The sequence below is a fragment of the Micromonospora sp. CNZ309 genome (assembly GCF_002846525.1).
Genome location: NZ_PJNG01000001.1, coordinates 1,906,417 through 1,930,134 on the forward strand (window position 1 = coordinate 1,906,417; position 23,718 = coordinate 1,930,134).

21 protein-coding genes are annotated in these 23,718 nt (G+C 74.0%); 5 read left to right on the forward strand and 16 right to left on the reverse strand.

Annotated elements, in window-relative coordinates:
* Positions 1–45 precede the first annotated feature (45 nt).
* Positions 46–2,319 (forward strand): ATP-binding cassette domain-containing protein, encoded by a 2,274-nt coding sequence (locus CLT72_RS07630; RefSeq protein WP_101410313.1) that lies wholly within the window; start codon positions 46–48, stop codon positions 2,317–2,319.
* Between the two features lie 67 nt (positions 2,320–2,386).
* On the opposite strand, the gene CLT72_RS07635 is transcribed toward CLT72_RS07630, so the two are convergent.
* Both CLT72_RS07635 and CLT72_RS07640 read right to left on the reverse strand, forming a co-directional pair.
* Positions 2,387–2,806 carry a protein-tyrosine phosphatase family protein gene (locus CLT72_RS07635; protein ID WP_101410315.1) on the reverse strand — a complete coding sequence of 140 codons (420 nt, stop codon included), beginning with the start codon at positions 2,804–2,806 and terminating at the stop codon, positions 2,387–2,389.
* 146 nt (positions 2,807–2,952) lie between these two features.
* A complete protein-coding gene (locus CLT72_RS07640; RefSeq protein WP_101410317.1) occupies positions 2,953–3,564 on the reverse strand; it encodes a helix-turn-helix domain-containing protein in 612 nt (203 codons plus the stop codon).
* An 80-nt stretch (positions 3,565–3,644) separates the two neighbouring features.
* Between CLT72_RS07640 and CLT72_RS07645 the strand changes: the two genes are divergently transcribed.
* Positions 3,645–4,661 (forward strand): NAD(P)/FAD-dependent oxidoreductase, encoded by a 1,017-nt coding sequence (locus tag CLT72_RS07645; protein ID WP_101415019.1) that lies wholly within the window; start codon positions 3,645–3,647, stop codon positions 4,659–4,661.
* Positions 4,662–4,728: 67 nt separating this feature from the next.
* On the opposite strand, the gene CLT72_RS07650 is transcribed toward CLT72_RS07645, so the two are convergent.
* The gene (locus tag CLT72_RS07650; protein ID WP_101410319.1) at positions 4,729–5,049 is read right to left on the reverse strand and encodes a MazG-like family protein; all 321 of its coding nucleotides are present in this window, start codon (positions 5,047–5,049) and stop codon (positions 4,729–4,731) included.
* Between the two features lie 112 nt (positions 5,050–5,161).
* Here CLT72_RS07650 and gdhA point away from each other — a divergent pair, with 112 nt between their 5' ends.
* On the forward strand, positions 5,162–6,499 hold the full coding sequence (gene gdhA, locus CLT72_RS07655; RefSeq protein WP_101410321.1) for an NADP-specific glutamate dehydrogenase: 1,338 nt from the start codon (positions 5,162–5,164) through the stop codon (positions 6,497–6,499).
* Between the two features lie 65 nt (positions 6,500–6,564).
* Here gdhA and CLT72_RS07660 read toward each other — a convergent pair whose 3' ends face one another.
* From CLT72_RS07660 to CLT72_RS07680, 5 genes are all read right to left on the reverse strand, one after another.
* Positions 6,565–8,349 carry an extracellular solute-binding protein gene (locus tag CLT72_RS07660; protein WP_101410322.1) on the reverse strand — a complete coding sequence of 595 codons (1,785 nt, stop codon included), beginning with the start codon at positions 8,347–8,349 and terminating at the stop codon, positions 6,565–6,567.
* 84 nt (positions 8,350–8,433) lie between these two features.
* The gene (locus CLT72_RS07665; RefSeq protein ID WP_158241989.1) at positions 8,434–9,705 is read right to left on the reverse strand and encodes a serine/threonine-protein kinase; all 1,272 of its coding nucleotides are present in this window, start codon (positions 9,703–9,705) and stop codon (positions 8,434–8,436) included.
* Positions 9,706–9,976: 271 nt separating this feature from the next.
* Positions 9,977–10,615 carry a hypothetical protein gene (locus CLT72_RS07670; RefSeq protein ID WP_101410326.1) on the reverse strand — a complete coding sequence of 213 codons (639 nt, stop codon included), beginning with the start codon at positions 10,613–10,615 and terminating at the stop codon, positions 9,977–9,979.
* Between the two features lie 13 nt (positions 10,616–10,628).
* The gene (locus tag CLT72_RS07675) at positions 10,629–12,350 is read right to left on the reverse strand and encodes a DUF4012 domain-containing protein (RefSeq protein WP_358169089.1); all 1,722 of its coding nucleotides are present in this window, start codon (positions 12,348–12,350) and stop codon (positions 10,629–10,631) included.
* 177 nt (positions 12,351–12,527) lie between these two features.
* Positions 12,528–13,751: a glycosyltransferase family 4 protein gene (locus CLT72_RS07680; protein WP_101410330.1), complete on the reverse strand. Its 1,224-nt coding sequence runs from the start codon at positions 13,749–13,751 to the stop codon at positions 12,528–12,530.
* A gap of 162 nt (positions 13,752–13,913) precedes the next feature.
* On the opposite strand from CLT72_RS07680, the gene CLT72_RS07685 reads away from it, so the two are divergent.
* Positions 13,914–14,468, forward strand: coding sequence for an arsenate reductase/protein-tyrosine-phosphatase family protein (locus CLT72_RS07685; RefSeq protein WP_101410332.1), 555 nt, complete (start codon positions 13,914–13,916; stop codon positions 14,466–14,468).
* On the opposite strand, the gene CLT72_RS07690 is transcribed toward CLT72_RS07685, so the two are convergent.
* Positions 14,449–15,906 (reverse strand): tyrosine-protein kinase domain-containing protein, encoded by a 1,458-nt coding sequence (locus CLT72_RS07690; RefSeq protein ID WP_101410334.1) that lies wholly within the window; start codon positions 15,904–15,906, stop codon positions 14,449–14,451. The genes CLT72_RS07685 and CLT72_RS07690 overlap by 20 nt on opposite strands.
* Positions 15,907–16,237: 331 nt before the next feature.
* Between CLT72_RS07690 and nhaA the strand changes: the two genes are divergently transcribed.
* Complete coding sequence (gene nhaA / locus CLT72_RS07695) at positions 16,238–17,554, forward strand: Na+/H+ antiporter NhaA (RefSeq protein WP_101415020.1); 1,317 nt, start codon at positions 16,238–16,240, stop codon at positions 17,552–17,554.
* Between the two features lie 105 nt (positions 17,555–17,659).
* Here the strand turns inward: nhaA and CLT72_RS07700 are convergent, their stop codons facing one another.
* The 7 genes from CLT72_RS07700 to egtA all read right to left on the reverse strand — a co-directional run bounded on the left by CLT72_RS07700 (position 17,660) and on the right by egtA (position 23,635).
* Positions 17,660–17,941 (reverse strand): hypothetical protein, encoded by a 282-nt coding sequence (locus CLT72_RS07700; protein ID WP_101410336.1) that lies wholly within the window; start codon positions 17,939–17,941, stop codon positions 17,660–17,662.
* A complete protein-coding gene (locus CLT72_RS07705) occupies positions 17,938–18,300 on the reverse strand; it encodes a DUF1622 domain-containing protein (protein ID WP_089000051.1) in 363 nt (120 codons plus the stop codon). The genes CLT72_RS07700 and CLT72_RS07705 overlap by 4 nt, the downstream gene beginning before the upstream one ends.
* 147 nt (positions 18,301–18,447) lie before the next feature.
* A complete protein-coding gene (locus CLT72_RS07710) occupies positions 18,448–19,035 on the reverse strand; it encodes a TMEM165/GDT1 family protein (protein WP_101410337.1) in 588 nt (195 codons plus the stop codon).
* A gap of 247 nt (positions 19,036–19,282) precedes the next feature.
* Positions 19,283–20,248: an L-histidine N(alpha)-methyltransferase gene (gene egtD / locus CLT72_RS07715; protein ID WP_101410339.1), complete on the reverse strand. Its 966-nt coding sequence runs from the start codon at positions 20,246–20,248 to the stop codon at positions 19,283–19,285.
* A 45-nt stretch (positions 20,249–20,293) separates the two neighbouring features.
* Positions 20,294–21,040: an ergothioneine biosynthesis protein EgtC gene (egtC, locus tag CLT72_RS07720; RefSeq protein ID WP_101410341.1), complete on the reverse strand. Its 747-nt coding sequence runs from the start codon at positions 21,038–21,040 to the stop codon at positions 20,294–20,296.
* A 28-nt stretch (positions 21,041–21,068) separates the two neighbouring features.
* The gene (gene egtB / locus CLT72_RS07725; RefSeq protein WP_101410343.1) at positions 21,069–22,406 is read right to left on the reverse strand and encodes an ergothioneine biosynthesis protein EgtB; all 1,338 of its coding nucleotides are present in this window, start codon (positions 22,404–22,406) and stop codon (positions 21,069–21,071) included.
* Positions 22,403–23,635, reverse strand: a complete 1,233-nt coding sequence (gene egtA / locus CLT72_RS07730) for an ergothioneine biosynthesis glutamate--cysteine ligase EgtA (protein ID WP_101410345.1) — start codon at positions 23,633–23,635, stop codon at positions 22,403–22,405. Before egtA ends, egtB begins: the two co-directional genes overlap by 4 nt.
* Positions 23,636–23,718: the final 83 nt, after the last annotated feature.

Genomic DNA, 23,718 nt, shown 5'->3' on the forward strand with positions numbered 1-23,718 from the left:
TGTAGTCCGGGCGGAACTCCGCCCACGATCTCGCAAAGGGTTCGCATGCAGCAGCCAGCACGGTCCGCCGCCGACAGCCACGACATGATCGAGGTACGCGGCGCCCGGGAGAACAACCTCGCCTCCGTCTCGGTCGACATTCCCAAGCGCCGGCTGACCGTCTTCACCGGGGTCTCCGGCTCCGGCAAGTCCTCCCTGGTCTTCGGAACCATCGCCGCCGAGTCACAGCGCATGATCAACGAGACCTACAGCGCCTTCCTCCAGTCGTTCATGCCGAACCTGAGCCGCCCGGACGTCGACTCGCTGCGCAACCTGAGCGCGGCCATCGTCGTGGACCAGGAGCGGATGGGCGCCAACTCGCGCTCCACCGTCGGCACCGCCACAGACGCGTACGCGATGCTGCGCATCGTCTTCAGCCGGCTCGGCAGCCCGCACGTGGGTGGGGCCGGGGCGTTCAGCTTCAACCTCGCCGAGGGCATGTGCCCGGCCTGCGAGGGCCTCGGGCGGGTCTCCGACCTCGACGTCGACGAACTGGTCGACCGCGAGCGCTCGCTCAACGACGGGGCGATCAAGGTGCCCAACTTCGCCGTCGACTCGTGGTACTGGCAGACCATCGTCCACTCCGGGCTGTTCGACCCCGACACCAAGCTCCAGGACTACACGCCGCAGCAGTGGGAGGACTTCCTCCACAAGCCGTCCACGAAGATCAAGGTGGGCAGCAACAACTGGACGTACGAGGGTCTGGCGGTCAAGGTGCGCCGGCTCTACCTGGCCAAGGACCGCGAGTCGATGCAGGCGCACATCCGGGCGTTCGTCGACCGGGCGGTCACCTTCACCACCTGCGCCGAATGCGGCGGTGCCCGGCTCAACCAGGCGGCGCTCTCCTCCCGGATCGCGGGGCGCAACATCGCGGAGTGCTCGGCGATGCAGATCAGCGACCTGGCCGGGTTCGTCCGCGCGATCGACGACCCGTCGGTCGCCCCGCTGGTCGGCAACCTGCGCGACCTGCTCGACTCGCTGGTCGAGATCGGTCTGGGCTACCTCAGCCTGGACCGCGAGTCCGCCACCCTCTCCGGCGGCGAGGCGCAGCGGGTGAAGATGGTCCGGCACCTCGGCTCCAGCCTCTCCGACGTCACGTACGTCTTCGACGAACCGACCGTCGGCCTGCACCCGCACGACATCGCCCGGATGAACGACCTGCTGCTGCGCCTGCGCGACAAGGGCAACACGGTGCTGGTCGTGGAGCACAAGCCCGAGACGATCGCCATCGCCGACCACGTGGTCGACCTCGGGCCCGGGGCCGGCGCGGCGGGCGGCCGGATCTGCTTCACCGGCGACGTCGCCGGCCTGCGCCGCTCCGACACCCTCACCGGGCGGCACCTCGACCACCGGGTACGCCTGCGCGAGCACGTGCGCCGGCCGTCCGGCCGGCTGCCGATCCGCAACGCCGACCTGCACAACCTGCGCGCCGTCGACGTCGACATCCCGCTCGGGGTGCTGACCGTGGTGACCGGGGTGGCGGGCTCCGGCAAGAGCTCGCTCATCCACGGCTCGCTGCACCGCCGCGAGGGCGTGGTGGTCGTCGACCAGTCGCCGATCCGGGGTTCCCGGCGCAGCAACCCGGCCACCTACACGGGCCTGCTGGACCCGGTCCGCGCCGCCTTCGCCAAGGCCAACGGCGTCAAGGCCGCGCTGTTCAGCGCCAACTCCGAGGGCGCCTGCCCCACCTGCAAGGGCATCGGCCTGGTCTACACCGACCTGGCGATGATGGCCGGGGTCGCCTCGGTCTGCGAGCGGTGCGAGGGGCGGCGCTTCACCGACGAGGTGCTCACCTACCGGCTGCGCGGGAAGAACATCAGCGAGGTGCTCGGGATGTCGGCCACCGAGGCGCGGGACTTCTTCCCCAGTGGCCCGGCCCGGGTGATCCTCGACCGGCTGGTCGACGTCGGGCTGAGCTATCTGACCCTCGGGCAGCCGCTCAACACGCTCTCCGGGGGCGAGCGGCAACGGCTCAAGCTGGCCATCCGCATGGCCGACAGCGGAAGCACGTACGTGCTGGACGAGCCGACCACCGGGCTGCACCTGGCCGACGTGGACCAGTTGCTCGCCCTGCTGGACCGGCTGGTCGACGCCGGCAACACCGTCGTGGTCATCGAGCACCACCAGGCGGTCATGGCACACGCCGACTGGCTGATCGACCTCGGGCCGGGGGCGGGGCACGACGGCGGCCGGATCGTCTTCACCGGCACACCGGCCGAGCTGGTCGCCCACGGCGAGACCCTGACCGCACGGCACCTGCGCGAGTACGTGGCCGCCTGAGCCGCCGGGCCGCACGGTCGGGGCGGGCGGCGGCCGTGCCACCCTCGGGCGGGCGGGTGGCGGGGTGTCAGGTGAGGCGGCGCAGCCAGCGACGCTGCCAGGGCGTCTCCACGGCCCGCGGCCGGTAGGTGGCGCGTACCCAGTCCACCGCCCGCTCCGGCGGCAGCCCGTCGAGGATCGCCAGCGCCGCCAGCGCCGTGCCCGTGCGTCCCGTACCGCCCCGGCAGGCCACCTCCACCCGCTCGCCGGCGTGGGCGCGGCGCAGGGCCTCGCTCAGCGCGTCGATCGCGTCCGCCCGGTCGACCGGGACCCAGAAGTCGGGCCACCGGATCCGCCGGTGCGGCCAGGCCGGCACGGGCCCGGGCGCCAGCAGCAGGGCGAAGTCGGCGGGCGACGCCTCGTCCACGATCCGTCGTCCCCGCACCCGCGCCCCACTCGGCAGTACGACGACCCCCGCCGGCTCGTCCCACACCCGTACATCGCTCATCCCCCCATCCTTCCGGCCACCCCGCTCCCCCACTCCCCCGCCCCGCCCGCTCCCCCGCTCGATCATGGGGTTGGCGGCGTCGTCGATCTCCGCTGGTGCTGCCAACCCCATGATCACCGGGTAGAGGAACGGGCGGGAGGGGCGGGTCAGCCGTGGGTGGAGGGGGTGGGTGGGGGTTGGGTGCGGGGGCGGGCGCGTAGGTGGGCGCGTTCGCCCTGCCTGCCGAAGAGGCTGAGGAACTCCACCGGCTCGGCGTCGGCCGACCCGAACCAGTGGGGTACGCGGGTGTCGAACTCCGCCGCCTCCCCCGGAGTGAGTACGAGGTCCTGGTCGCCGAGGACGACCCGCAGCCGCCCGTTGAGCACGTAGAGCCACTCGTAGCCCTCGTGGGTCTGCGGATCGGGTTCGGCCCGCCGGCTCCCGCCCGGGATCACGAGCTTGTACGCCTGGATGCCGCCGGGCCGGCGGGTCAGGGGCAGCATGGTCATCCCGTGGCGGGTGACCGGCCGCAGGTGGATGCGCGGGTCCCCGGTGGAGGGCGCGTCGACGAGTTCGTCGAGCGTGACGCCGTGCGCCCTGGCCAGCGGGAGCAGCAGTTCGAGGGTGGGCCGGCGGACACCGGACTCCAGCCGGGACAGCGTGCTCACCGAGATGCCGGTCGCCGCCGCCAGGTCGGCGAGGGTGGTCTCCCGCTGCCGGCGCAGCGCGCGCAGCCGGGGTCCGACCGCGCCGAGCGTCTGGTCCAGTTCGTCGTCCATGCCGCCATATTGCCATTTCGGCAACAATGTTTGCCACCATGCTCGTCGCGACCGCACTGTGGTCGCGGGAGGTGGTCACGGTGACCGATCGGCTGGACAGCGGCTACGACGTGGTGGTGATCGGAGGTGGCGCCGCGGGGTTGAGCGGGGCGCTGACCCTGGCCCGGGCGCGGCGGTCGGTGGTGGTGATCGACGCGGGGGCTCCGCGCAACGCCCCGGCCGAGGGGGTGCACGGGCTGCTGGCCCGGGACGGGATCCGGCCGGCCGAGCTGCTGGAACGCGGCCGTGCGGAGGTACGCGGCTACGGCGGCCGGGTGGTGACCGGCGAGGTCGAGGCGGTGACCCGCGACGACGGCGGGTTCACGGTCACGCTGGGCGATGGCCGGACGGCGCGGGCGCGGCGGCTGCTGGTGGCCACCGGGCTGGTGGACGAACTGCCGGACGTCCCGGGGCTGCGGGAACGCTGGGGCAGGGACGTGCTGCACTGCCCGTACTGCCATGGCTGGGAGGTCCGCGACCGGGCGATCGGGGTGCTGGCCGGCGGGCCGCTCTCGGTGCACCAGGCGCTGCTGTTCCGGCAGTTGAGCGCCGACGTCACGTACTTCCGGCACACCACGGCGCTCTCCGCCGAGCAGGCGGAGCAGCTGGCGGCCCGGGAGATCCGCGTGGTGGACGGCGAGGTCGCGTCCCTGGAGGTCGTCGGGGACCGCCTCGTGGGCGTACGGCTGGGCGACGGCGCGGTCGTCGGCCGCGACGCGCTGGCCGTCTCGGCGCGGATGGTGGCGCGCGCGGGTTTCCTCGCAGCCCTCGGGCTCGCTGCGGCGGAACACCCGTCGGGGGTCGGCGAGCACGTCCCCGCCGACCCGACGGGCCGCACCGACGTGCCCGGCGTGTGGGTGGCGGGCAACGTCACCGACCCCGCCGCCCAGGTCGGTGCCGCAGCGGCGGCCGGCGTGGTCGCCGCGGCCCAGATCAACGCCGACCTCGTCGCCGAGGAGACCCGCCGGGCGGTGGCCGCGCGCCGCGACCCGTTCTCCGCGCGCTCGGAGGCGGCGCTCTGCGAACGGGTGGTGGGCGACCGGCGCCACGGCCTGTGACGTCACGGCGAGCCGGCGGCGGGCGGACGGGGCGGGCCCAGCTGGGCGCCGGGCCGGCAGGGCGGGCTCAGTCGGACGGCGGGGCGACGCGGGCGCGGACCTTCCCGGCGCACGCGTCGAGCACGCCACGGGCGTCCAGCCCGAGGCTCTCGATCGCGACCAGCGCGGTGAAGGCCACGTCCGCCAGCTCCGCCGCCACGTCCTCGCGGCTGTGCGTGACCCCCTTGCGCGGGTTCTGGCCGAGCAGCCCGATCCACGCGCCCGCCGCCTCCCCCGCCTCCTCGGTCAGCTTGAGGATCCGGCAGGTCAGCTCGGCCTGCCCGGTGCCGTTGGCGGCGTCCAGCCAGCCGCGCGAGGCCCGGACCGCGTCCCAGATCGGCTCGTCCATCCGACCAGTGAACCGGACGGCGGTCGCGGTCCGTATCGCGGGACGGTTGGCGGGTAACCGGGGGTGGGTGGTAGCAACGGGGACTACCACCGCAAGCGAAGGGACGTGTCGTATGCCGGAGACCGTGGAGACGGTGTTCACCAGCGTGGTCGCCCGCAATCCGGGTGAGCCGGAGTTCCACCAGGCGGTACGCGAGGTGCTGGAGAGCATCGGCCCGGCGTTGGCCCGACACCCCGAGTACGCCGAGGCGCAGATCATCGAACGGATCTGCGAGCCGGAGCGGCAGGTCATCTTTCGCGTGCCGTGGGAGGACGACCGCGGCCGGATCCAGGTCAACCGGGGCTTCCGGGTGGAGTTCAACAGCGCCCTCGGCCCGTTCAAGGGCGGGCTGCGCTTCCACCCGTCGGTCTACCTCGGGATCGTGAAGTTCCTCGGCTTCGAGCAGATCTTCAAGAACGCGTTGACCGGGCTGTCGATCGGCGGCGGCAAGGGCGGCGCGGACTTCGACCCGAAGGGTCGCTCGGACCGGGAGGTCATGCGGTTCTGCCAGAGCTTCATGACCGAGCTGTACCGGCACATCGGCGCGGAGACCGACGTACCGGCCGGGGACATCGGCGTGGGTGGCCGGGAGATCGGCTACCTGTTCGGCCAGTACAAGCGGATCACCAACCGGTACGAGTCGGGGGTGCTCACCGGCAAGGGCCTGGCGTACGGGGGCGCGCAGGTGCGCCGGGAGGCGACCGGCTACGGGGCGGTCTTCTTCGCCGACGAGATGCTGCGGCAGGCCGGCGACAGCCTGGACGGCAAGCGGGTGGTGGTCTCCGGCTCCGGCAACGTGGCGATCTACGCGATCGAGAAGGTGCACCAGCTCGGCGGGCGGGTGGTCGCCTGCTCCGACTCGTCCGGCTACGTCGTGGACGACAAGGGCATCGACCTGGAGCTGCTGCGCGAGCTGAAGGAGCAGCGCCGGGCCCGGCTCGACGACTACGCCCGGCACGTGCCGCACGCGGTGGCGGTCTCCGGTCGTACGGTCTGGGAGGTGCCCTGCGAGCTGGCGCTGCCGTGCGCGACGCAGAACGAGATCGGCGGTGCGGAGGCCGCGGCGCTCGTGTCCGGCGGCTGCGTCGCGGTGGTGGAGGGCGCGAACATGCCCACCACGCCGGAGGCGGTACGCATCCTCGGCCGGGCCGGCGTGCGGTTCGCGCCGGGCAAGGCGGCCAACGCCGGCGGCGTCGCGGTGAGCGCGCTGGAGATGCAGCAGAACGCCAGCCGCGACTCGTGGACGTTCGCCGAGTCGGAGCAGCGGCTGCGCGGGATCATGCGTGACATCCACGACCGCTGCTGGAGCACCGCCGAGGAGTACGGGCTGCCCGGCGACTACGTGGCCGGGGCCAACATCGACGGGTTCCGCCGGGTGGCGGAGGCGATGCTGGCCCACGGCCTCATCTGACCGACGACCGGCCCGTCGCGCCGGCGCCGCCGGGCGGGGTGCCCCGCCCCGGCGGCGCCGGCGGCTCAGAAGCTGCTGACCAGCTTCACGAACGCCTCGTCGATCATGGCGGGATCGGTGGCGTCGAACGCCTTGCCGGACGACGCCTTGGCGATCCGGTCCAGCGTCGCGAAGTCCGAATCCCCGTCGAAGGCGATGCAGAAGACCTTCACCGGGCGGCGCGGATCCAGGGTGACGTCGGCGAGCAGCCGGTCCAGGTCGTTGTCCCGGGCGTACTCGTTCTTGCCGTCGGTCAGCACGACGACGGCGTTGATCCGGTCCGGGTCGTACCGCTCGAGGACCTGCTGGTGGGCGGCCCGGACGGTCGCGTAGAGCGCGGTGTCGCCCGCGACGTGCAGGCCGGCGATCCGGCTGTTGATGCGCTTCTGGTCGAAGTCGCCGAGCCGGACCTCCTCCCGGTACGGCCCGTCGGGCCGCTTCGACGTCTCCGAGGAGAACGACCAGAGCCCGACCCGGTCCTCGGAGTTGAGCAACGCGAGCCCCTTGGCGGCCGCCGTCGAGGCGACCTGGAAGCGAGTGCGGTCGCCGACCGGAGCCTGCATCGAACCGGAGGTGTCCAGCGCGATCAGGATGTTGGCCTTCTTGCGCAGCGTGCTCCAGCCGGCCAGCATCGCCTCGACCACCGCCGGGTTCGGCGGCGCGAAGTAGGTCAGCCCCCCGGTGGGCTCGGCGCCGACGCTGGCGAGCAGCTCCGCCGAGGCCTGGCGCTCGTGGTCGCGGAAGCCGAGGCGGGCGAAGCTCGCCTGCTGGTCGTCCTCGGTCAGGAAGGCCAGGAAGTCGTCCGCCGCCGCGCGCTGCCGCTCGTCGGCGGAGGGGAGCACCACGAACGGGTGGTCGAGGTTGAAGGTGCCCTCCTTCGGGTGCACGGCGACCAGCGGCACCTTCGGCCGGGGGCCCCGCTCCTGGCCCTCCTGCCGCGGGCTCAGTCCCCCCTCGTTGTAGAGGTGGACCAGCTCCTCCTGCATGACGATGGCGCTCATGTCGCCGGCGCCCCCGCCGGCCAGGTCGGCCTCGGCGAGGTCGCGGAGCAGCTCCACCGAGTCGTCGCTGTAGTGCGACACGTTGGCCTCGATCTGCCGGACGAACCGGGTCACCTCCGGATCGGCCAGGTCCGACGTGGTCAGGTCGCTGGAGCGCTTCGCGGCGGCGTAGTAGGTGGCGATGGTGGCCGCCAGACCCGAGGTCGAGAGGTTCGGGTTGTCCTTGCCGAAGGTGAAGCGGCCCCACTCCGGCCTGCCGAAGCCCGCCCAGCCCTGCCGCCCGGAGAGGCCGAGGATCTCCCCCCAGCCCAGCGGCCCGCGCTGGCGTACCAGCTCGCCCTTGGGCTGCGGCATCGCGATGACCAGCGGGCTGTTGGCGATCGACGGGTAGCGGTCCGGGGTCTGCGGCGTTCGCCCGGCGGCCTCGTCGAGCAGCCGGAGCTGGCCCGTCCACAGGCTCGACGTCGGCAACCAGACCTGCGGCTGCGGCAGGCCGGTGCCGCTCCAGCCGGCGGCCAGCACCTCGGTGGCCCGGCCCGAGTTCAGGGCGCTGACGTGCACCTGGGCGCAGCCGCCGCCGTCGAGCGACCGGTCGCTGTCGTTGTACCGCTTCGCCAGCTCGACCAGCAGCGCCGCCTTCTCCGTCGAGGAGTTGACGTCCAGACGGACGGCGCAGTCGGCCCGGGGCCGGTCGGTGCCCGCGTCCCGCTGCCGTACGAGCACGAACGCCCCGACGATGACCAGCAGCCCGGCGGTGACGGCTGCGGTGTACGGCAGCCACTGTCGTGCGCGCGGCGGGGCTGGGGCCATGGGACGTCCTCCTCGCGGGTCGACTGACGGCAGTCAACCTATCGGGGCGGCGCCACGGGCGGCGGCGGGCCCGGCGCCCGTCGGTCAGGGGAGCTCGGCCCGCTCGCCGAGCGCCACCGCGACCAGCAGCCGGACCACGTAGACCACGCCGAAGGCGCTCGCCCCGGTCGCCGCGGCCACGCCCACCCCGCTCGACGCGACGTAGCCGGCGGCGGCGCCGACCGAGCCGAGGAAGATCGCGGTCGAGATGCCCCAGGCGTCGACCGACTCCCGGCGCAGCCGCCGCGCCCAGCCGCCGCCCGCCTGGTCGGCGGGGGCGGGATCCGCAGACCGGCTCTGCGCACCACGCGTCGGTTCGGCCCGGCCCACCGGTGCCGTACCGACTCGGGTCGGCGACGTCGGTTCCGGCGGCGCGTCCGACGCGGGACGGGGCAACGGCAGCGGCTGGTTCGGCGTGGGCGCGCCGGCGGTCTCGTTGCCCAGGCGGAGCACGCTCTCGTGGCGCAGCGGGCCGGGCGCCGCGACGTCCTGCCCGAGCAGCCGCATCAGCACCTGCTCGGCCCCCGGCCGGTCCGCCGGGTCCTTGGCCAGGCACTGCCGGATCAGCTCGTCGAGGCCCGGTGGCAGGGGCGGCAGGTCGGGCGGGTCGTTCAACACCCGGTGCATCACCGCGAAGAGCGAGTCGGTGCCGAACGGCGGGCGGCCCCCCGCCGCGAAGGCGATGGTGGCGGCCCAGGCGAAGACGTCGCAGGGCGGCCCGACCGAGTCGTCGTTGCGGAACCGCTCCGGAGCCATGTACGCGGTGGTCCCCAGCACCCGGCTGGTCACCGTCTCGGTGACGCCCAGCGCGCGGGCGATGCCGAAGTCGATCACCCGGGGGCCGTCCCGGCCGAGCACCACGTTGTCGGGCTTCAGGTCGCAGTGCACGACGTCACAGCGGTGGATCGCGGCGAGCGCGGTGGCGGTGCCGACCGCCAGGCGGTGCAGCGCGTTGCCGGTGACCGGGCCGTGCTCGCGTACGTGCCGGTGCAGCGTGGGACCCTCGATGAACTCGCTGACCACGTACGGTCGTTCGCCGTCGACGTCGGCGAAGAGCACCTGCGCGGTGCAGAACGGCACGACGCGGCGCGCCGCCGCGATCTCCTTCATGAACTGCGAACGCGCCCGGGGATCGCTCAGGTCGATGTTGATCATCTTGACCGCCACCCGGTGGCCCTGCCCGTCCTCGCCGAGGTAGACCACTCCCTGGCCGCCCGAGCCGAGCCGGCCAACCAGCCGGTAGGGACCGGCGGCGCTCGGGTCGTGCGTCCACAGTGGCGTCAGCCCCGGCACCGGCGCGCCGGCCAGTCCTGTCATTCCGACTCCATCAGATGTCGTGTCCCGCCCACCCGGCGGGCAGGACACGGTCATGGTGCCATGCCCCCGCCTGCCGGCCGAGGACGCCCGCACGGCCGGTCGCCCCGGCGGCCGACCCCGCCGCGGAGCGGGCGGGCCCACCGCGGAGCGGGCGGGCCCACCGCGTCGGGCGACCGGGGCCGGGCAGGCGGACGGCTGGCGCCCGTCGGAGTTGTCCGACGGGCGCCAGCCGTTTCGCGGTGTCCGGGCCCTGCCCGGAGGGAGTTCACCGTCAGCGCGCGGCTCCCATGCCGAAGCGGTGACGCTTGCGCCAAACCAGCGACAGCAGCAGGAGCACCGCGCCGGCGCCGACGAGGCCGCCGCCGAACTTCATCGGGGTGCTCAGGCTGTCGCCCGTGACGGGCAGCGGCGGCGCGTGCTTCTTGAGCACGGTCAGCGTCGCGGTCGCCACCTGGTCCGACGTCTGGCCGACGGCCCGGAAGGTGTACCTGCCCGGGTGACGCGGTGTGTAGGTGGTGCGGAAGTTGCCGGCCCCGTCCGCCGTGACCACGATGGTGCTGGGGCTCGGCTGGGGCGCCCGCTGCAACGAGACCGGCGCCATCGCGACCATCTCGCCGTTGCTGCGGCGCGCCCGCTCGGCACCCGGTACGGCAGCGGCGAGCGGCGACGTGCTGACGGTGATGATGACCGTCTCGCCCGGCGTCCAGCCGCTACCGATCAGGGTGGCGGTCTGGCCGACGAAGACGGTCGGCGGGCTCACCGCGAGCGTCGCGGGGCCGGGCGGGTAGACCGGTGGCTGTGGCGTTCCGGTGCCGGGCGCCGGCTGCGGCTGGGCCGCCCCCGCTGCGGTCGGCGCGGCCAGCACGGCCATACCGACCGTGAGCGCCATGATGATGCGGGATAGCCGCATGATTGGTTCCCTCCTACTGATCACAGCTTGGTGCGGAAACAACTTGGGTGGTCCATGGGGTGGCGGTGGGGGTCAGCCACAGCTCGGCGGTGCCGACGCCGGTGGTCGCCGTCAGTACGGTGACCTCCAACGTGCGCGACTGCCCCGGGCCGACCTCGACGTTGACGGTGCCGACCTGGCGACGCCGTTCGGTGCCGCTGCCGACGGCCGTCTCGGCGCCGTCCAGACGGGCGGCGAGCACCGCCCCGCCGGCCGGGCTGTGCACCGACACCAACGTGCGGACGGTGTACGGGTCGCCGGCCAGACCGAGGCCGAGGACCGACTCGCTGAGACCCGACCTGGGCGCCGACGAGCGCAGGGTGACCCGGAGCCGGAGCTCTCGGCGGCCGTCGGGCCGGCAGTCGCCGACCGCCAGGGTCGCCGACGGCCGGAGGTAGTAGCCGAGCTTCGCGCCGCTGCCGTCGTTGAGGAACACGCCGACGGTCGGCACGGTGTCCTTCTCCGGGAGCGTCCCGGCCATCCGGCTGTCGCCGATCGTCCGTTGCTCCTCGGGTCGGGCACTCCAGAACAATATCCGGCGTTCAGTGACAGCACGGTCAAATGAGGACAATAACGCCTTCGGGTCAATATTCTTCGTGACGAGCGCGTCGAACACGGCGGCGGCGGACGCGGCGAAGAAGGCGTCCTGTTTCTCGTTGTCCATCCGCTGGTAGCTGTCGCTGAGCACCGTCTGCACGACCTTCTCGGCAGCCAGCGGGACCCCGCCGGGCACCATCACCGGGCCGGTGGCCTTGAGCAGGTACGACAGCACCACCGGGTCGACCGCGAGCACCCCGTCCACGGCGGTGCCCGTACGCCGTCGGAACATCTCCCGGTAGAGGGCGGCGGCGGTCGGGAAGTGCGGGGTGAGGTTGACGTCGGCCGGGTAGATCCCCGGCAGGTCGGCCCAGATCCCGCGCACCTCCGCGGGCACCTTCAGCGGCGGCACGAACCGGCCCAGTGCGCTGCTGCTGCCCTGCCGCCCCATCCGGACCCGACCGTCGGCCGCGTGCACGACGGCGTACGCGCCGATCATGCCGCCGGTGGCGCGCAGCTCGGCGGGATTCTGGGAGACCAAGAGGTAGGTGCGGTGGCCGTCGGCGCCCAGCAGCGGCGGAAGCAGCCGGCTGGCCTGGTCGGCGGCGGCGGTCAGCCCGGCCAGCCGGTCGATCTCGCCGCGCAGGTCGGCCAGCGCCTGCCGGACCTGGGCGACCAGGCCGTCGGTGGGCACCGTCGCGAGGCTGTCCCGGGCCCCCCGTACCGCCGAGTTGACCCTGGCCAACTCGGCCGACAGGGCCCGCAACCGCGCCACGTCCAGGCGCCCGCCCGCAGGTACGAGGCTGGTCAGGTCGGCGCGCAGCAGCGGCGGGAACGCCTGCCGGGCCAGATCGTCGATGGCCACCGAGATCTGCCGGACCGCCGCCAGGTTGTCGCCGGCGTACGGGGTGCGCCGACCGACCCACCAGCCGGGGTCACCGGTCGCCGCCCGGGCACTGCCGGACTGCTCCTGCAACGCCGCGAGGGTGCGCTGCGCCCGGGCGGTGTCGCCCCCGAGCACCTGCGCGCTGAGCTCCCGGGCCAGGCCGGCGGCGTTGAGCAGGTGGGCGCGGGCCTGCCAGCCCCGGAAGCCCACCCAGCCGGCGGTGAGCAGCAGCAGGGAGCCCACCACGAGGGCGGCGAGCAGGGCCCGGCGCACCTGCCTCCGCCGGCGGGAACGACCACGCCGTCGACGCGGTCTCGCGCTCTCCGTCACACCACACGTCCTTCCTGGAAGACGGCCACCGGGCCGCATTCCGCTGCCGTTGCACACTGCTAACGATCGGTTTCAACCGGTGATGACGCGGTCGCTTGCCAGGCGAGCCCCGTTCGTCGCTCACCGCACGCCGGCGCGCCCGGCGGCCGCCTCGTACAGCAGCCGTTCGATCCGGTCCACGCCCGCCGACATCGACATCTCGCGTAGGTACGCCTCGCGGCCGCGCCGGCCCATGTCGGTGCGGGCGGGGGGCGGGATGGTCGCGGCCAGCCAGAACCGGTCGGCCAGGCTCGCCCAGTCCTCCGGCGGGCAGGAGAGCCCCGCCCGGGCCCGCTCCACCATTTCGGCGGTGTCGCCGCCGGCGGAGGCCACCACCGGCGCGGCGCAGGAGAACGCCGCCTGGAGCTTCGCCGGCAGGGTGCTGCGCAGCTCGGGCAGGTTCCGCAGCATGACGAGCTGGTAGTCGGCGGCGGCGTACAGGTCCGGCATGTCCGGCGGCGACCGCCGCTCGACGAAGCGCACGTTCTCGGCGCGCAGTTCGGCGGCGAGCCCCCGCACCCGCCGCTCGTCCGCGCCCGATCCCACCAGGACGAGGTCCACGGTGTGGTCCAGCGCCGCCGCCGCCCGCACCGCGGTCTCCAGTCCCTGCCGGGCACCGATCGTGCCGGCGTGCATCACCACGCAGCGCTCGTCGCGCCGCACCAGCCTGCGGGCCGCCCGGCTGGGCCGCGCGGGTTGGAAGATCCGCTCGTCGGTCCAGTTGAGCACCACCCGCACCCGGGCCGGGTCCGCGCCCGCCGCGACCACCCGGCCACGCAGCGACGGCGCGGCGACCGCGACCCGGTCGGCCGCCCGGTAGGCGCGCGTCATCGCGGCGGCGATCCGTGCGGCCCACCGCCCGTTCTCGGCCCCGACGGGCTCGTCCTCCGCCCAGACGTCCTGCACGTGCACGACGGTCGGCACCCGGCCCAGCACCCGCAGCAGGGCCGCCGCCGCGAAGGCGTTCGCCGGCGGCAGGTGCACGTAGAGGGCGTCGACGTCGGCCAGGAACGACCGCCCGGTCAGCGTCGCGCTGCCGGCGAACGACAGGTGCCCGGCCATCCGGGTGCGCACCGAGCCGTCGCCCGCCGAGTAGCGCGGCACCCGCCGTACGGTCAACCGCTCACTGCGGGTCTCGTGCCGCCAGCGCTGCCGCCAACCCGGATAGACGTGGCCGCCGGGATAGTCGGGGAAGCCGGTGAGCACCTTCACCTCGTGCCCCCGCACGGCGAGCTCCTCGGCGAGACTGCCCGGGATGAACGCCGGCTCGGGCGGGAAGTGGTACGACAGGATCCCGACCCTCACCGACCCGCCCCCGTCCGGACAGCCCCGCTCGGCGCGGCACCGTGACGTCGGGGCGTCCGGCCCGCGTACGATGCCGACATCCCCTCCACGGCCGGCCGGCTCCGACGGCCGGCGACCGGCGCGGCGCCACCGTCCGCGACGGCACCGACGAGAGGGGTCCGCATGGTCGACCGGGTGCTGTTCGTCTGCCACGCCAACCTGTGCCGCTCACCGATGGCCGAGTACATCGCCCGCCGCCTGCTGGCCGGGCGGGCGGTCACGGTCACCAGCGCCGGCACCGACGCCGTCGACGACCTGCCGATGCACCCGTACGCGGCGGACCTGGCGGCGGAGACCGGCGGGGACCCGACCGACTTCCGCAGCCGGCGGCTGCGCCCGGAGCATCTGGTCGGGGCGACGCTGGTGCTCGCGGCGACGCGCCGCCAGCGCTCGGTGTGCACCGCGCTCGCGCCGGCCGCGCTGCACCGGACGTTCACCGTCCGGCAGTTCGGCCGGCTGGCCGCCGCCGCCGAACCGGCGACGACTCCGGCCCACGCTCCCCTGCGGGCGGCGGTCGAAGCGGCCGCCCGCGCCCGGGGGCGGCTGCAACCCGCCACCCCCGACGCGGACGACCTGCGGGACCCCATCGGCGGTACCGTCGCCGACTTCCGGCGCTGCGCGGAGGAGATCGAACGGTCGATGCGACCCCTCGCGGCGCTCATCGGGACAGCCGGGTGAGTTCCTGCGTACGGTCGCTGACGACGTCGGCGCGCTCCGCGTGCCGGGCCACCGGGGCCGGATCGGCCGGCAGGTCCGGCGTCGCGGCGCCCGCGACCACCCGGTAGGCCTCGTACTGGTAGGCCTCCGCCTTGGCGACCTTGGCCATGTTCAGCACGCAGCCGAGCAACCGCACGGAGACCGAGTTCAGGGCGCGGGCCGCCTGCGCCACCTGGCTGCGCGAGGTGCGGCCCTGCTGCGAGACCAGCAGCGCGCCGTCGGCCTGCACGGCCACCACCACGCCGTCGGTCACGGCCAGCAGCGGGGCGGTGTCGATGATGACGATGTCCGCCGACTCCCGCAGGGCGAGCAGCAGGTCCGCCATCGCCTTGGAGCCGAGCAGCTCGCTGGGGTTGGGCGGCGCCGAGCCGCTCGGGAGCACCAGCAGGGACTTGTCGCCCCAGCGCTGCACCACGTCACCGACCTGGACGTCACCGACCAGCACGTCGGTGAGCCCGATGCCGGCGTCGAGGCCCAGGTAGTCGGCGACCTTCGGCCGGCGCAGGTCGGCGTCGACCAGCAGCACCCGCCAGCCGGCCTCGGCCAGGGCGATCGCGAGGTTGCAGGAGAGCGTGGTCTTGCCCTCCCCCTGAAGGGCGCTGGTGACCGCGATGACCCGGGCGGGCTCGTGCACGTCGACGAAGCGCAGATTGGTACGCAGCTTGCGCACCGCCTCGGCCCGGGCGGAGTTCGCCGCCTCGCCGACGATCAGCGGTTGCGATTTCGCGGTGCTCTCGAAGGGGATCTCGCCGAGCAGCGGGCTGCCGGTGGTGCGCTGGAGGCCGGCGGCGTCGCGCAGGCGGACGTCGGCGACCCCCCGCAGGATCGCCAGGCCCACGCCGGCGAGCAGGCCGAGCAGGGTACCGACGGCGAAGTTGCGCACCGGCTGCGGCGATACGGGCGTCGGGGTGACCCGGGGCCCGCTGACCACCTCGATGCGGATGGGGCCGGCCTTGCCGTCCTGGGTCGTCTCCACCTTCTGCACCAGCTCGACGAACTTCGCCGAGAGCAGTTCGGTGACCTTCAGGGCCCGGTTCTGGTCCGTGTCGGTCACGGACGCGCGCAGCAGCACGGTGCCGGTCTCGGTCGAGGTGCTGACCCGGCGCTGGATCTCCTCGGCGGTCAGCCCGACGGAGTTCTCGGCGACCACGCTCTGCGCGAGGCGGTCGCTGGTCAGCAGTTCCGCGTACGACTTGACCCGCTGCTGGAGGAAGAGGCCGCCCTGGTAGGCGTCCGTGACACCCTGGCTGGGCGTGGTGACGAAGAAGGTCACCGACGCGACGTAGCGGGGCTGCGCCCGGACGGTGACGAGGGCGGTGACGCCGAGCGCGACCATGACGGTCAGGAGCACGATCCACCAGTGCCGGCGCACGAGGCGGAGTTGGCGGTACACGTCCATCAGGCGCGCCCCCGTACCGGGCCGGTAACGCCAAAGAACTTCACGAAAACCCCCAAGGTCGACTTAATCTCGTGAAACCATTAAAGCGACTCATACGGCTTATGTCCCGAGTTACGTATTTTCGGCCCTTGACATATGCGCCCGACCCACCACCGGACAAACGGGCGTACGGCGTTCCGGGTGGCGGGAGAAACCGACCGGGCGTGACCTCGGTGGCAATCGGCCGTCCCGACTCGCCGGTCAGGCCGCCGCTGGATAAGGTCGGCAACGGTGTGCCGGGAAGCCTGGTCGGCGTCGTCCCGTGCTGCCCAAGACCGAGGTGGACCCGCGCATGACCGACCGCACCCCGCACGCCGACCGCCCCCGCCCGAACCGGCGGTTCTTCTCGCGTACGTCCTGGCCGGAGGCCCGGTTCCTGGCGGACGTGCTGCGCACCGAGACCGTCGGCGGCGGGCTCCTGCTGCTCGGCGCGATGATCGCGCTCACCTGGGCGAACTCGCCCTGGGAGTCCTCCTACGCCGCCCTCGGCGCGTGGGTGCCCTGGTCGGGCGGCGCGGCCCTGCACCTGGACCTGGACCTGGCCGCCTGGGCCGCCGACGGTCTCCTGGCGATCTTCTTCTTCGTCGTCGGGCTGGAACTCAAGCGGGAGTTCGTCGCGGGCGAACTGCGCGACCCCCGCCGGGCGGCGCTGCCGGTGGTCGCGGCGGTCGGCGGCATGGCGGTGCCCGCCCTGATCTACCTCGCGGTCAACCTCGGCGGCGACGGGCTGCGGGGGTGGGCCATCCCCACCGCGACGGACATCGCCTTCGCCCTGGCCGTGCTGGCCGTCATCGGCTCGCACCTGCCGCAGGGCCTGCGCGCCTTCCTGCTCACCCTCGCCGTGGTCGACGACCTGCTCGCCATCACCGTCATCGCGATCTTCTACACCGACGACTTCAGCCCGCTGCCGCTGCTGGCCTCCCTGCTGCCGATCGCCGTGTTCGGCCTGCTCGTGCAGCGGCGCAAGACGTGGTGGTGGGCGCTGATCCCGCTCGCCGCGACCGCGTGGACCCTCATGCACGCCTCCGGGGTGCACGCCACCGTGGCGGGCGTCCTGCTGGGCTTCACCGTGCCCGTCCTGCGGGGCAAGGCAGGCGACTCGCACGGGCTCGCCGAGCACCTCGAACACCGCTGGCGTCCGATCTCCGCCGGTATCGCCGTACCCGTCTTCGCGTTCTTCGCGGCCGGTGTCTCGCTGCGCGGCGCCGACCTGGGCGCCATCGTCACCGACCCGATCGTGATCGGCGTCGTTGCGGGCCTGGTGATCGGCAAGGTCGTCGGGATCTTCGGCTCGACGTACCTGCTCGCCCGGTTCACTCGCGCCCAGCTCGACGAGGACATCACCTGGACCGACCTGCTCGGGGTGGCGCTGCTCGCCGGGATCGGGTTCACCGTCTCCCTGCTGATCGGTGAACTGGCGTTCGGTCCCGGCACCGCCGCCGACGACAACGTCAAGGCGGCCGTGCTGGCCGGCTCGATGATCTCCGCGCTGCTCGCCACCGTCGTGCTGGTACGGCGCAACGCCGCCTACCGGCGCATCGCGCAGGAGGAACAGGTGGACGCCGACCGCGACGGCATTCCGGACGTCTACCAGCGCGGAGAGGGCTGACCGAACCGGCCCGCCCGGCGCCGGCAGGTCACCGCGCCGCGTCGGGCGGGCTCTGCCGGGCTGGCGCCGGATCAGGGTGCACCGCGCCGGGTCGGGGCGCGCTGTTCATCCGGGCGCGTCCGGTGCCCGCTGCGGCGGGTTGTGGACGCGCCCGGGCGGCGCGCCGGCGGTGAGCGCGGCCCAGAGCAGCCGGCGCAGCAGCACGATCGCCGCCGCGGCGGCCAGGTCCGGCCAGTCCTGGCCGCCGGCGAGCCGCAGCAGGCCGGCGGCGGTGAGCAGGTCCAGCAGCACCCGCATCGCCGAGCGCCAGGAGCCCGTGCCGACCAGCACCGCCAGCCCGGCCAGGGCGGCGGCCGCCGTGACGGCGGTGACCAGAACCCGGATCACCCGCCGCGCTCCGCCCCCCGCACCTGCTGCTGCTCCTGGCGGATCTCCCGACCCAGGAAGTAGTTCAGCGCGGTCCGGATCGCGGCGATGGCCGCCAACTGCCCGATCTGGGCGAAGGTCGGCGACACCGCCGTACGCAGGATGTCCGCCGCGAGCTGGAACTCCAGCCCGAGGGTGAGGAACCGCCCCAGGGAGAGCCGGATCGGGGTGAACACGGCGGCGCTGCGGTGCCGCAGCCCCTCGACCACGAACCGCAGCGCCGCCCACGCCGCCCCGACGAAGATGACCACCGCCCCGGCGACCTCCACCGCGGTGACCAGGATCTGGTAGCCGTGGCGCAGGATCTCCTCGACACCCATCCGCTGGCGTTACCCCGCCAGCGGGGTGGTAGTCGGCCGCCAGCGGGGCAGTGGCCGGCGGCGGGGCAGTGGCCGGCGGCGGGGCAGTGGCCGGCGGCGCGGCGGTGGCCGGCGGGCGGCAGTGGCCGGCGGGGCGGTGGTCGGCCGTCAGGTGAGCTGCGTGACGGCCTCCAGGATCAGCCAGAGCCCGCAGATCGCGAAGAGCACCGCGGCGCCGTACTTGATGGTCTTCTCGGGCAGCCGCCGGCCGAGCATCCGCCCCACGAGGATGGCGAGCGCGTCCGCCGCCACCATGCCGATCGTGGAGCCGAGCCAGGTGCCGAACCAGCCGTACTGGGTGGCGAGGGTGATCGTGGCCAGCATGGTCTTGTCGCCCAGCTCGGCCAGGAAGAACGCGACCGACACCGCGACGATGGCGGACTTGCTGCTCTTCTCGGCCTTGCGCTTCTCCTCCTCGGTGAGCGAGTCACCGCGCAGGGTCCACGCGCCGAAACCGAGGAACGCCAGGCCCGCGACGAGCGAGATCCACTCCGTCGGCAGCGCGGCGCCGAGCCCGTAACCGATCGCCACCGAGGCCAGGTGCACCACGGCGGTGGCGACGGTGATCCCGATCAGGACCGGCACGGTCTTGAAGCGGGTGGCGAAGGTCAGGGCCATCAGCTGGGACTTGTCCCCCAGCTCGGCGACGAAGATGACGCCGAAGCTGACGACCAGCGCGACGAGGAAACCTTCCATGACATCCTTCCGGATCAAGCCGGGAGGAGGTACGGGGCGCCCTCGACCCGGCTGCAACAGCCTGGGTCGAAGGTCTCGCCCGCCTCGGATGACGAGGCCGCGTGGCCGGATGCGGAACGCACCAGTGTGTCGACCACGACATTGGGGGCTACTCCCCTTCGCGCCGCCCAGCCTAGCCGATCACCGATCGGCCCGGCCCCGGCGGGTGAAGATGCTCACCCGCCGGTCACCTGGCGCGCCGCACCCGTCACTCGGCGCGGGCCAGCGTGACGCCGAACAGGCCGGCCGGATCGGTCCAGAAGTCGTGGGCGGCGAAGCGGGCCGAGCCGAGCTCGGCGGCGATCCCCTCTGGCCGGAACTTCGCCGACACCTCCGTACGCAGCTCCTCGCCCTCGGCGAAGGCGACCGTCAGGTCCAGCACCCGTACGCGCATCGGCCGCCGCGCCCGCAGCCGCATCTCGATCCACTCCCGCTCGGCGTCCCAGAGCGCGACGTGGGCGAACCCGTCCGGGTCGAAGTCGGCGCCCAGCTCCCGGTTGACCACCCGCAGCACGTTGCGGTTGAACTCGGCGGTGACCCCGGCCGCGTCGTCGTACGCCGGCACCACCACCGCCGGATCCTTCACCAGGTCGGTGCCGATCAGCAACCAGTCCCCCGGCTCCAGCGCGGCCCGCATCGCGGCGAGGAACCGCGCCCGCTCGGCCGGCAGGAGGTTGCCGATCGTGCCGCCCAGGAAGAGCACCAGCCGGCGCCCGCCGGTCGGCAGGCGGTCCAGGTGGCGGGTGAAGTCCCCCACGATGCCGCGCACCCGCAGCCCCGGGTAGTCGGCGGCGATCTCGGCGGTGGACTGCCGCAGCGCGCTGACCGACACGTCCAGCGGCACGAACGTGCCGAGCCCGCCCCGGCGGGTGAACGCGTCCAGCAGCAGCCGGGTCTTCTCCGACGAGCCCGAACCGAGCTCGATCAGCGTCTTCGCCCCGGTCAGCTCGGCGATCGCGGCGGCCCGCTCAGCCAGCACCGCGCGCTCGGCCCGGGTCGGGTAGTACTCCGGCAGCCGGGTGATCTCCTCGAACAGCTCGCTGCCGCGGGCGTCGTAGAACCACTTGGGCGGCAGCCACTTCTCCTCGGCCGTCAGGCCGGTGCGGACGTCCTCCCGCAGGCTGCGGCCCAGGTCCTGCTCCTCCAGGTGGATCTCCAGCGGCTCCGCGCTCATGTCATCCCCTTCGTCGTCGGGTGGAAAGTCCCTGTCGACCGGCGGTCAGACCTCGGCGAGGGCATGGACGCGCACCCCCGTCGCGGTGGCCTCCACCAGTCGCCCGTCCGGCACCGCCTGCCAGCCGGGGTCGTCGTCGTGCGGTTCGGACGCCAGCAGCACCGAGGCCGGCGTCGCGCGGATCGACAGCGCGTGCCCGGCCGCGCTGGCCACCACGGTGCGCCCGTCGGTGAGCAGCAGGTTGAGCCGGGAACCGGGTGCGGCCGCCGCCACCGCCGTCACGGTCTCGGCGATGGCGCGCGCCGGCTTCACCCCGGCCCGCAGCCGGTGGCGCACCAGCGCCCACAGCAGTGCCGAGTCGGTGGACGCGTCGAGCGTGAGCAGGTCGCGTACGGGCAGGGTGGCGGCGAGCGGGACCATCGAGTCGGGCCAGCCCCGCACCACCCCGTTGTGGCTGAACAGCCAGCGCCCGTCGGCGAACGGGGCGGCGGCCCCGTCGAGCACCGCCATGCCCACGGTGGCGGAGCGGACGGCGGCCAGCGCCGCGCCGGCCGAGGTCACCTCCGCGAGCTGGGCGATGGTCGGGTCGCTCCAGATCGGCTGCGAGCGCCGGTAGCGCACCGGCTCCCCGTCGCCCGGATACCAGCCGATGCCGAAGCCGTCGGCGTTGATCGTCCCTCCGCCGCGCATGTCGCGCGGCGCCCAGGACTGCCGCACGAGCGAGTACGGCGGGTCGAACAGCAGCTCCCGCAGGGTCACCGGCGGCCCCAGGTAGGCCAGGTGGCGGCACATCAGGCGGCACCGCCCCGCGAGTCCGTCCTCACGGCTGCGCCTCCTCCGGCCGGGCGTCCCGGGCGCAGCGGAAGCCGCTGAAGATCTGCCGCCGGATCGGGAAGTCCCAGTTGCGGAAGGTGCCCCGGCAGGCGGCCCGGTCGGTGCCGAACGACCCGCCGCGCAGCACCCGGTGCTCGTCGCCGAAGAAGACCTCCGAGTATTCGCGGTAGGGGAACGCGGTGAAGCCGGGGTGCCCCCGGAACGGGGTGGAGGTCCACTCCCACACGTCGCCGATGAGCTGGTGCACGCCCAGCGGCGAGGCGCCGGCCGGGTAGGCGCCCACCGGCGCGGGCCACAGGTGCCGCTGGCCCAGGTTGGCGTGCTCGGCGGTGGGGTCGTCGTCGCCCCAGGGGTAGCGACGGGAGCGGCCGGTGGCCGGGTCCCAGCGCGCCGCCTTCTCCCACTCCGCCTCGGTCGGCAGCCGCTTGCCGGCCCACGCGGCGTACGCCTGCGCCTCGTGGAAGCAGACGTGCACCACCGGCTCGTCGTCGCGTACCGGCGCCCACAGCCCGAACCGCCGGCAGGCCCAGCCGTCGCCGTCGCGTCGCCAGTGCATCGGCGCGACCAGCTCCGCCTCCCGGCGGTGCCGCCAGCCGTCGGGGCTCCACCAGCGCGGGTCGTCGTAGCCACCGCCGGCGATGAACTCGCGGTAGCGCCCGTTGGTCACCGGCGCGGCGTCGATGACGTACGCCGGCAGATGGACCCGGTGGGCGGGGCGCTCGTTGTCCAGTGCCCACGGGTCGGTGTCGGTGCCCATGGTGAACTCGCCGGCCGGCACCAGCACCTCGGCGTCGACCCGCACGCGCGGCTCCGGCGGCGGCGGGGCGTGCAGCACCGCCGGGCCGGCACGCAGCTGGTGGGTGGCGAGCATCGTCTCGTCGTGCTGCTGCTCGTGCTGCACGATCATGCCGAAGGCGAACCCGTCGGCGACCAGCGGTCGCTCGGTGAACGCGACCCGGTCCAGCAGGTCGAGCACCTTGTCCCGGACGGTGAGCAGATAGGCGCGGGCCTCCTGCGGGGGCAGCAGCGGCAGCGTCGGGCGGTCCCGGCGGGGCTGCTTGAACGCGTCGTACAGGTCGTCGATGTCCCGCCGTACGGGTTCGCGCCCGCCCACGTCCCGGACCAGCCAGAGTTCCTCCTGGTTGCCGACGTGGGCGAGGTCCCAGACCAGCGGGGACATCAGCGGCGAGTGCTGCCGCACCAGGTCGGCCTCGTCGACGGCCTCGGTCAGCAGGGCCGTGCGGGCACGGGTGCGTGCCAGCTCCGCCGCGATCCGGCTGCGCAGCTGCTCCGCGCCCGTCGACTGGGTGGTCGTCCCGGTCACCGGTGGCTCCTTCCCGCGGCGTCGCGCCGCCGCCGTACGCCTCGGTCGATGTCGTCGTGCAGGGCCGCCGGCAGGTCGAGCCGGGGCAGGGCCGCGAGGGCCAGGTCGAACAGGTCCGCCGCGGCGGCGGCCAGCGCCGGATCGCGCAGGCCGTGGCGGGCGGCGGGGTACCAGCGGTGCGCCACCGGACCGGCGACGTCGCGGGCCGCGCGGACCGTGGCGGGGTCGGCGAGCAGGACGGCCAGCACCGCGAGCGGGAGCATCCAGCCGCGGCCCGGCTGCGTGTCGAGGTAGCGCAGCTCCAGGTAGCCCCGGGGCCGCACCGGCGGGAAGAGGGTGCTCACGTGGTAGTCGAGGTCGTCGGTGGTGGGCGGCCGGGGCAGCGCCCCGTCGACCCAGTCGGCGAACGTGATCCCCGGCGGCGGCGTCCAGTCGGGGCCGTCGCCGCGCACGCAGAGCAGCGGCGCGGCGAGGACGTACCTCGTCCAGGCGGTGACGGGGTCCACGTCGGTCGTCGGCGTCCAGACGGGACGGGTGCGGGCCGGCTCGATGCCGTACCAGGCCGCCATCCGGGCGGACGCCCAGCCGGTGCTGCGCCCGGCGTGCCGGTCGGCCGTGGCGAACGCGGCCAGCAGGGGCGGCCCGAGCGCGTGCACCGCCGCCCACCGGTCCGGCAGGTGCTCCGGTTCCCCCGCGTCCAGGCAGACCTGGAGGCCGGCGGTGCTGTACATCATCGTCCGGCCGGCCGGCCCGCGCCGGTCGAAGACGTGGCGCATGGCGCGGTAGCGGGGGCCTTCGACCACCGGCCGGGGCGGCCGGTGCGGGTCTATGCCGCTGCGGCCGAGGACCAGCCCGGCGGCGTCGAGCAGGCCGCTCAGCTCGGCGATGTCGCGGTCGGTCGCGTGGATGAGGGTGGCGAGCGAGGAGCGTGGCGCGGTGGAGATCTCCAGCTGCCCGCCCGGCTCCACGGTCACGGTGCCACCGTGCGGGAGCGGATCGGCGGGGCTCGCGCGGTCGAGGGTGCGGGGGCTGTGCCGCCCCAGAGCCGCCCGTAGCCGCTCGCCGTCGACCGGGCGGGCGGGATCGGCGGCGTCGTGCACGGTCCATTCGAGTTCGACGCCGGTGTGTGTCGGTGGACCGGTCTTGAAGCAGATGCGCGCGAGGTGGCCCTCGGCGGCGGCGGACTCCCGCAGAACGGTGGTCCGGTCGAGCTCCGGCGACGTCACCACAGGGCGGTCTCCCTTCCCGGCAGACTTCCGATCGGTGTCACCGTAACGCCACCCACCGTCATCGGCGAGGGCGGCGACGACCC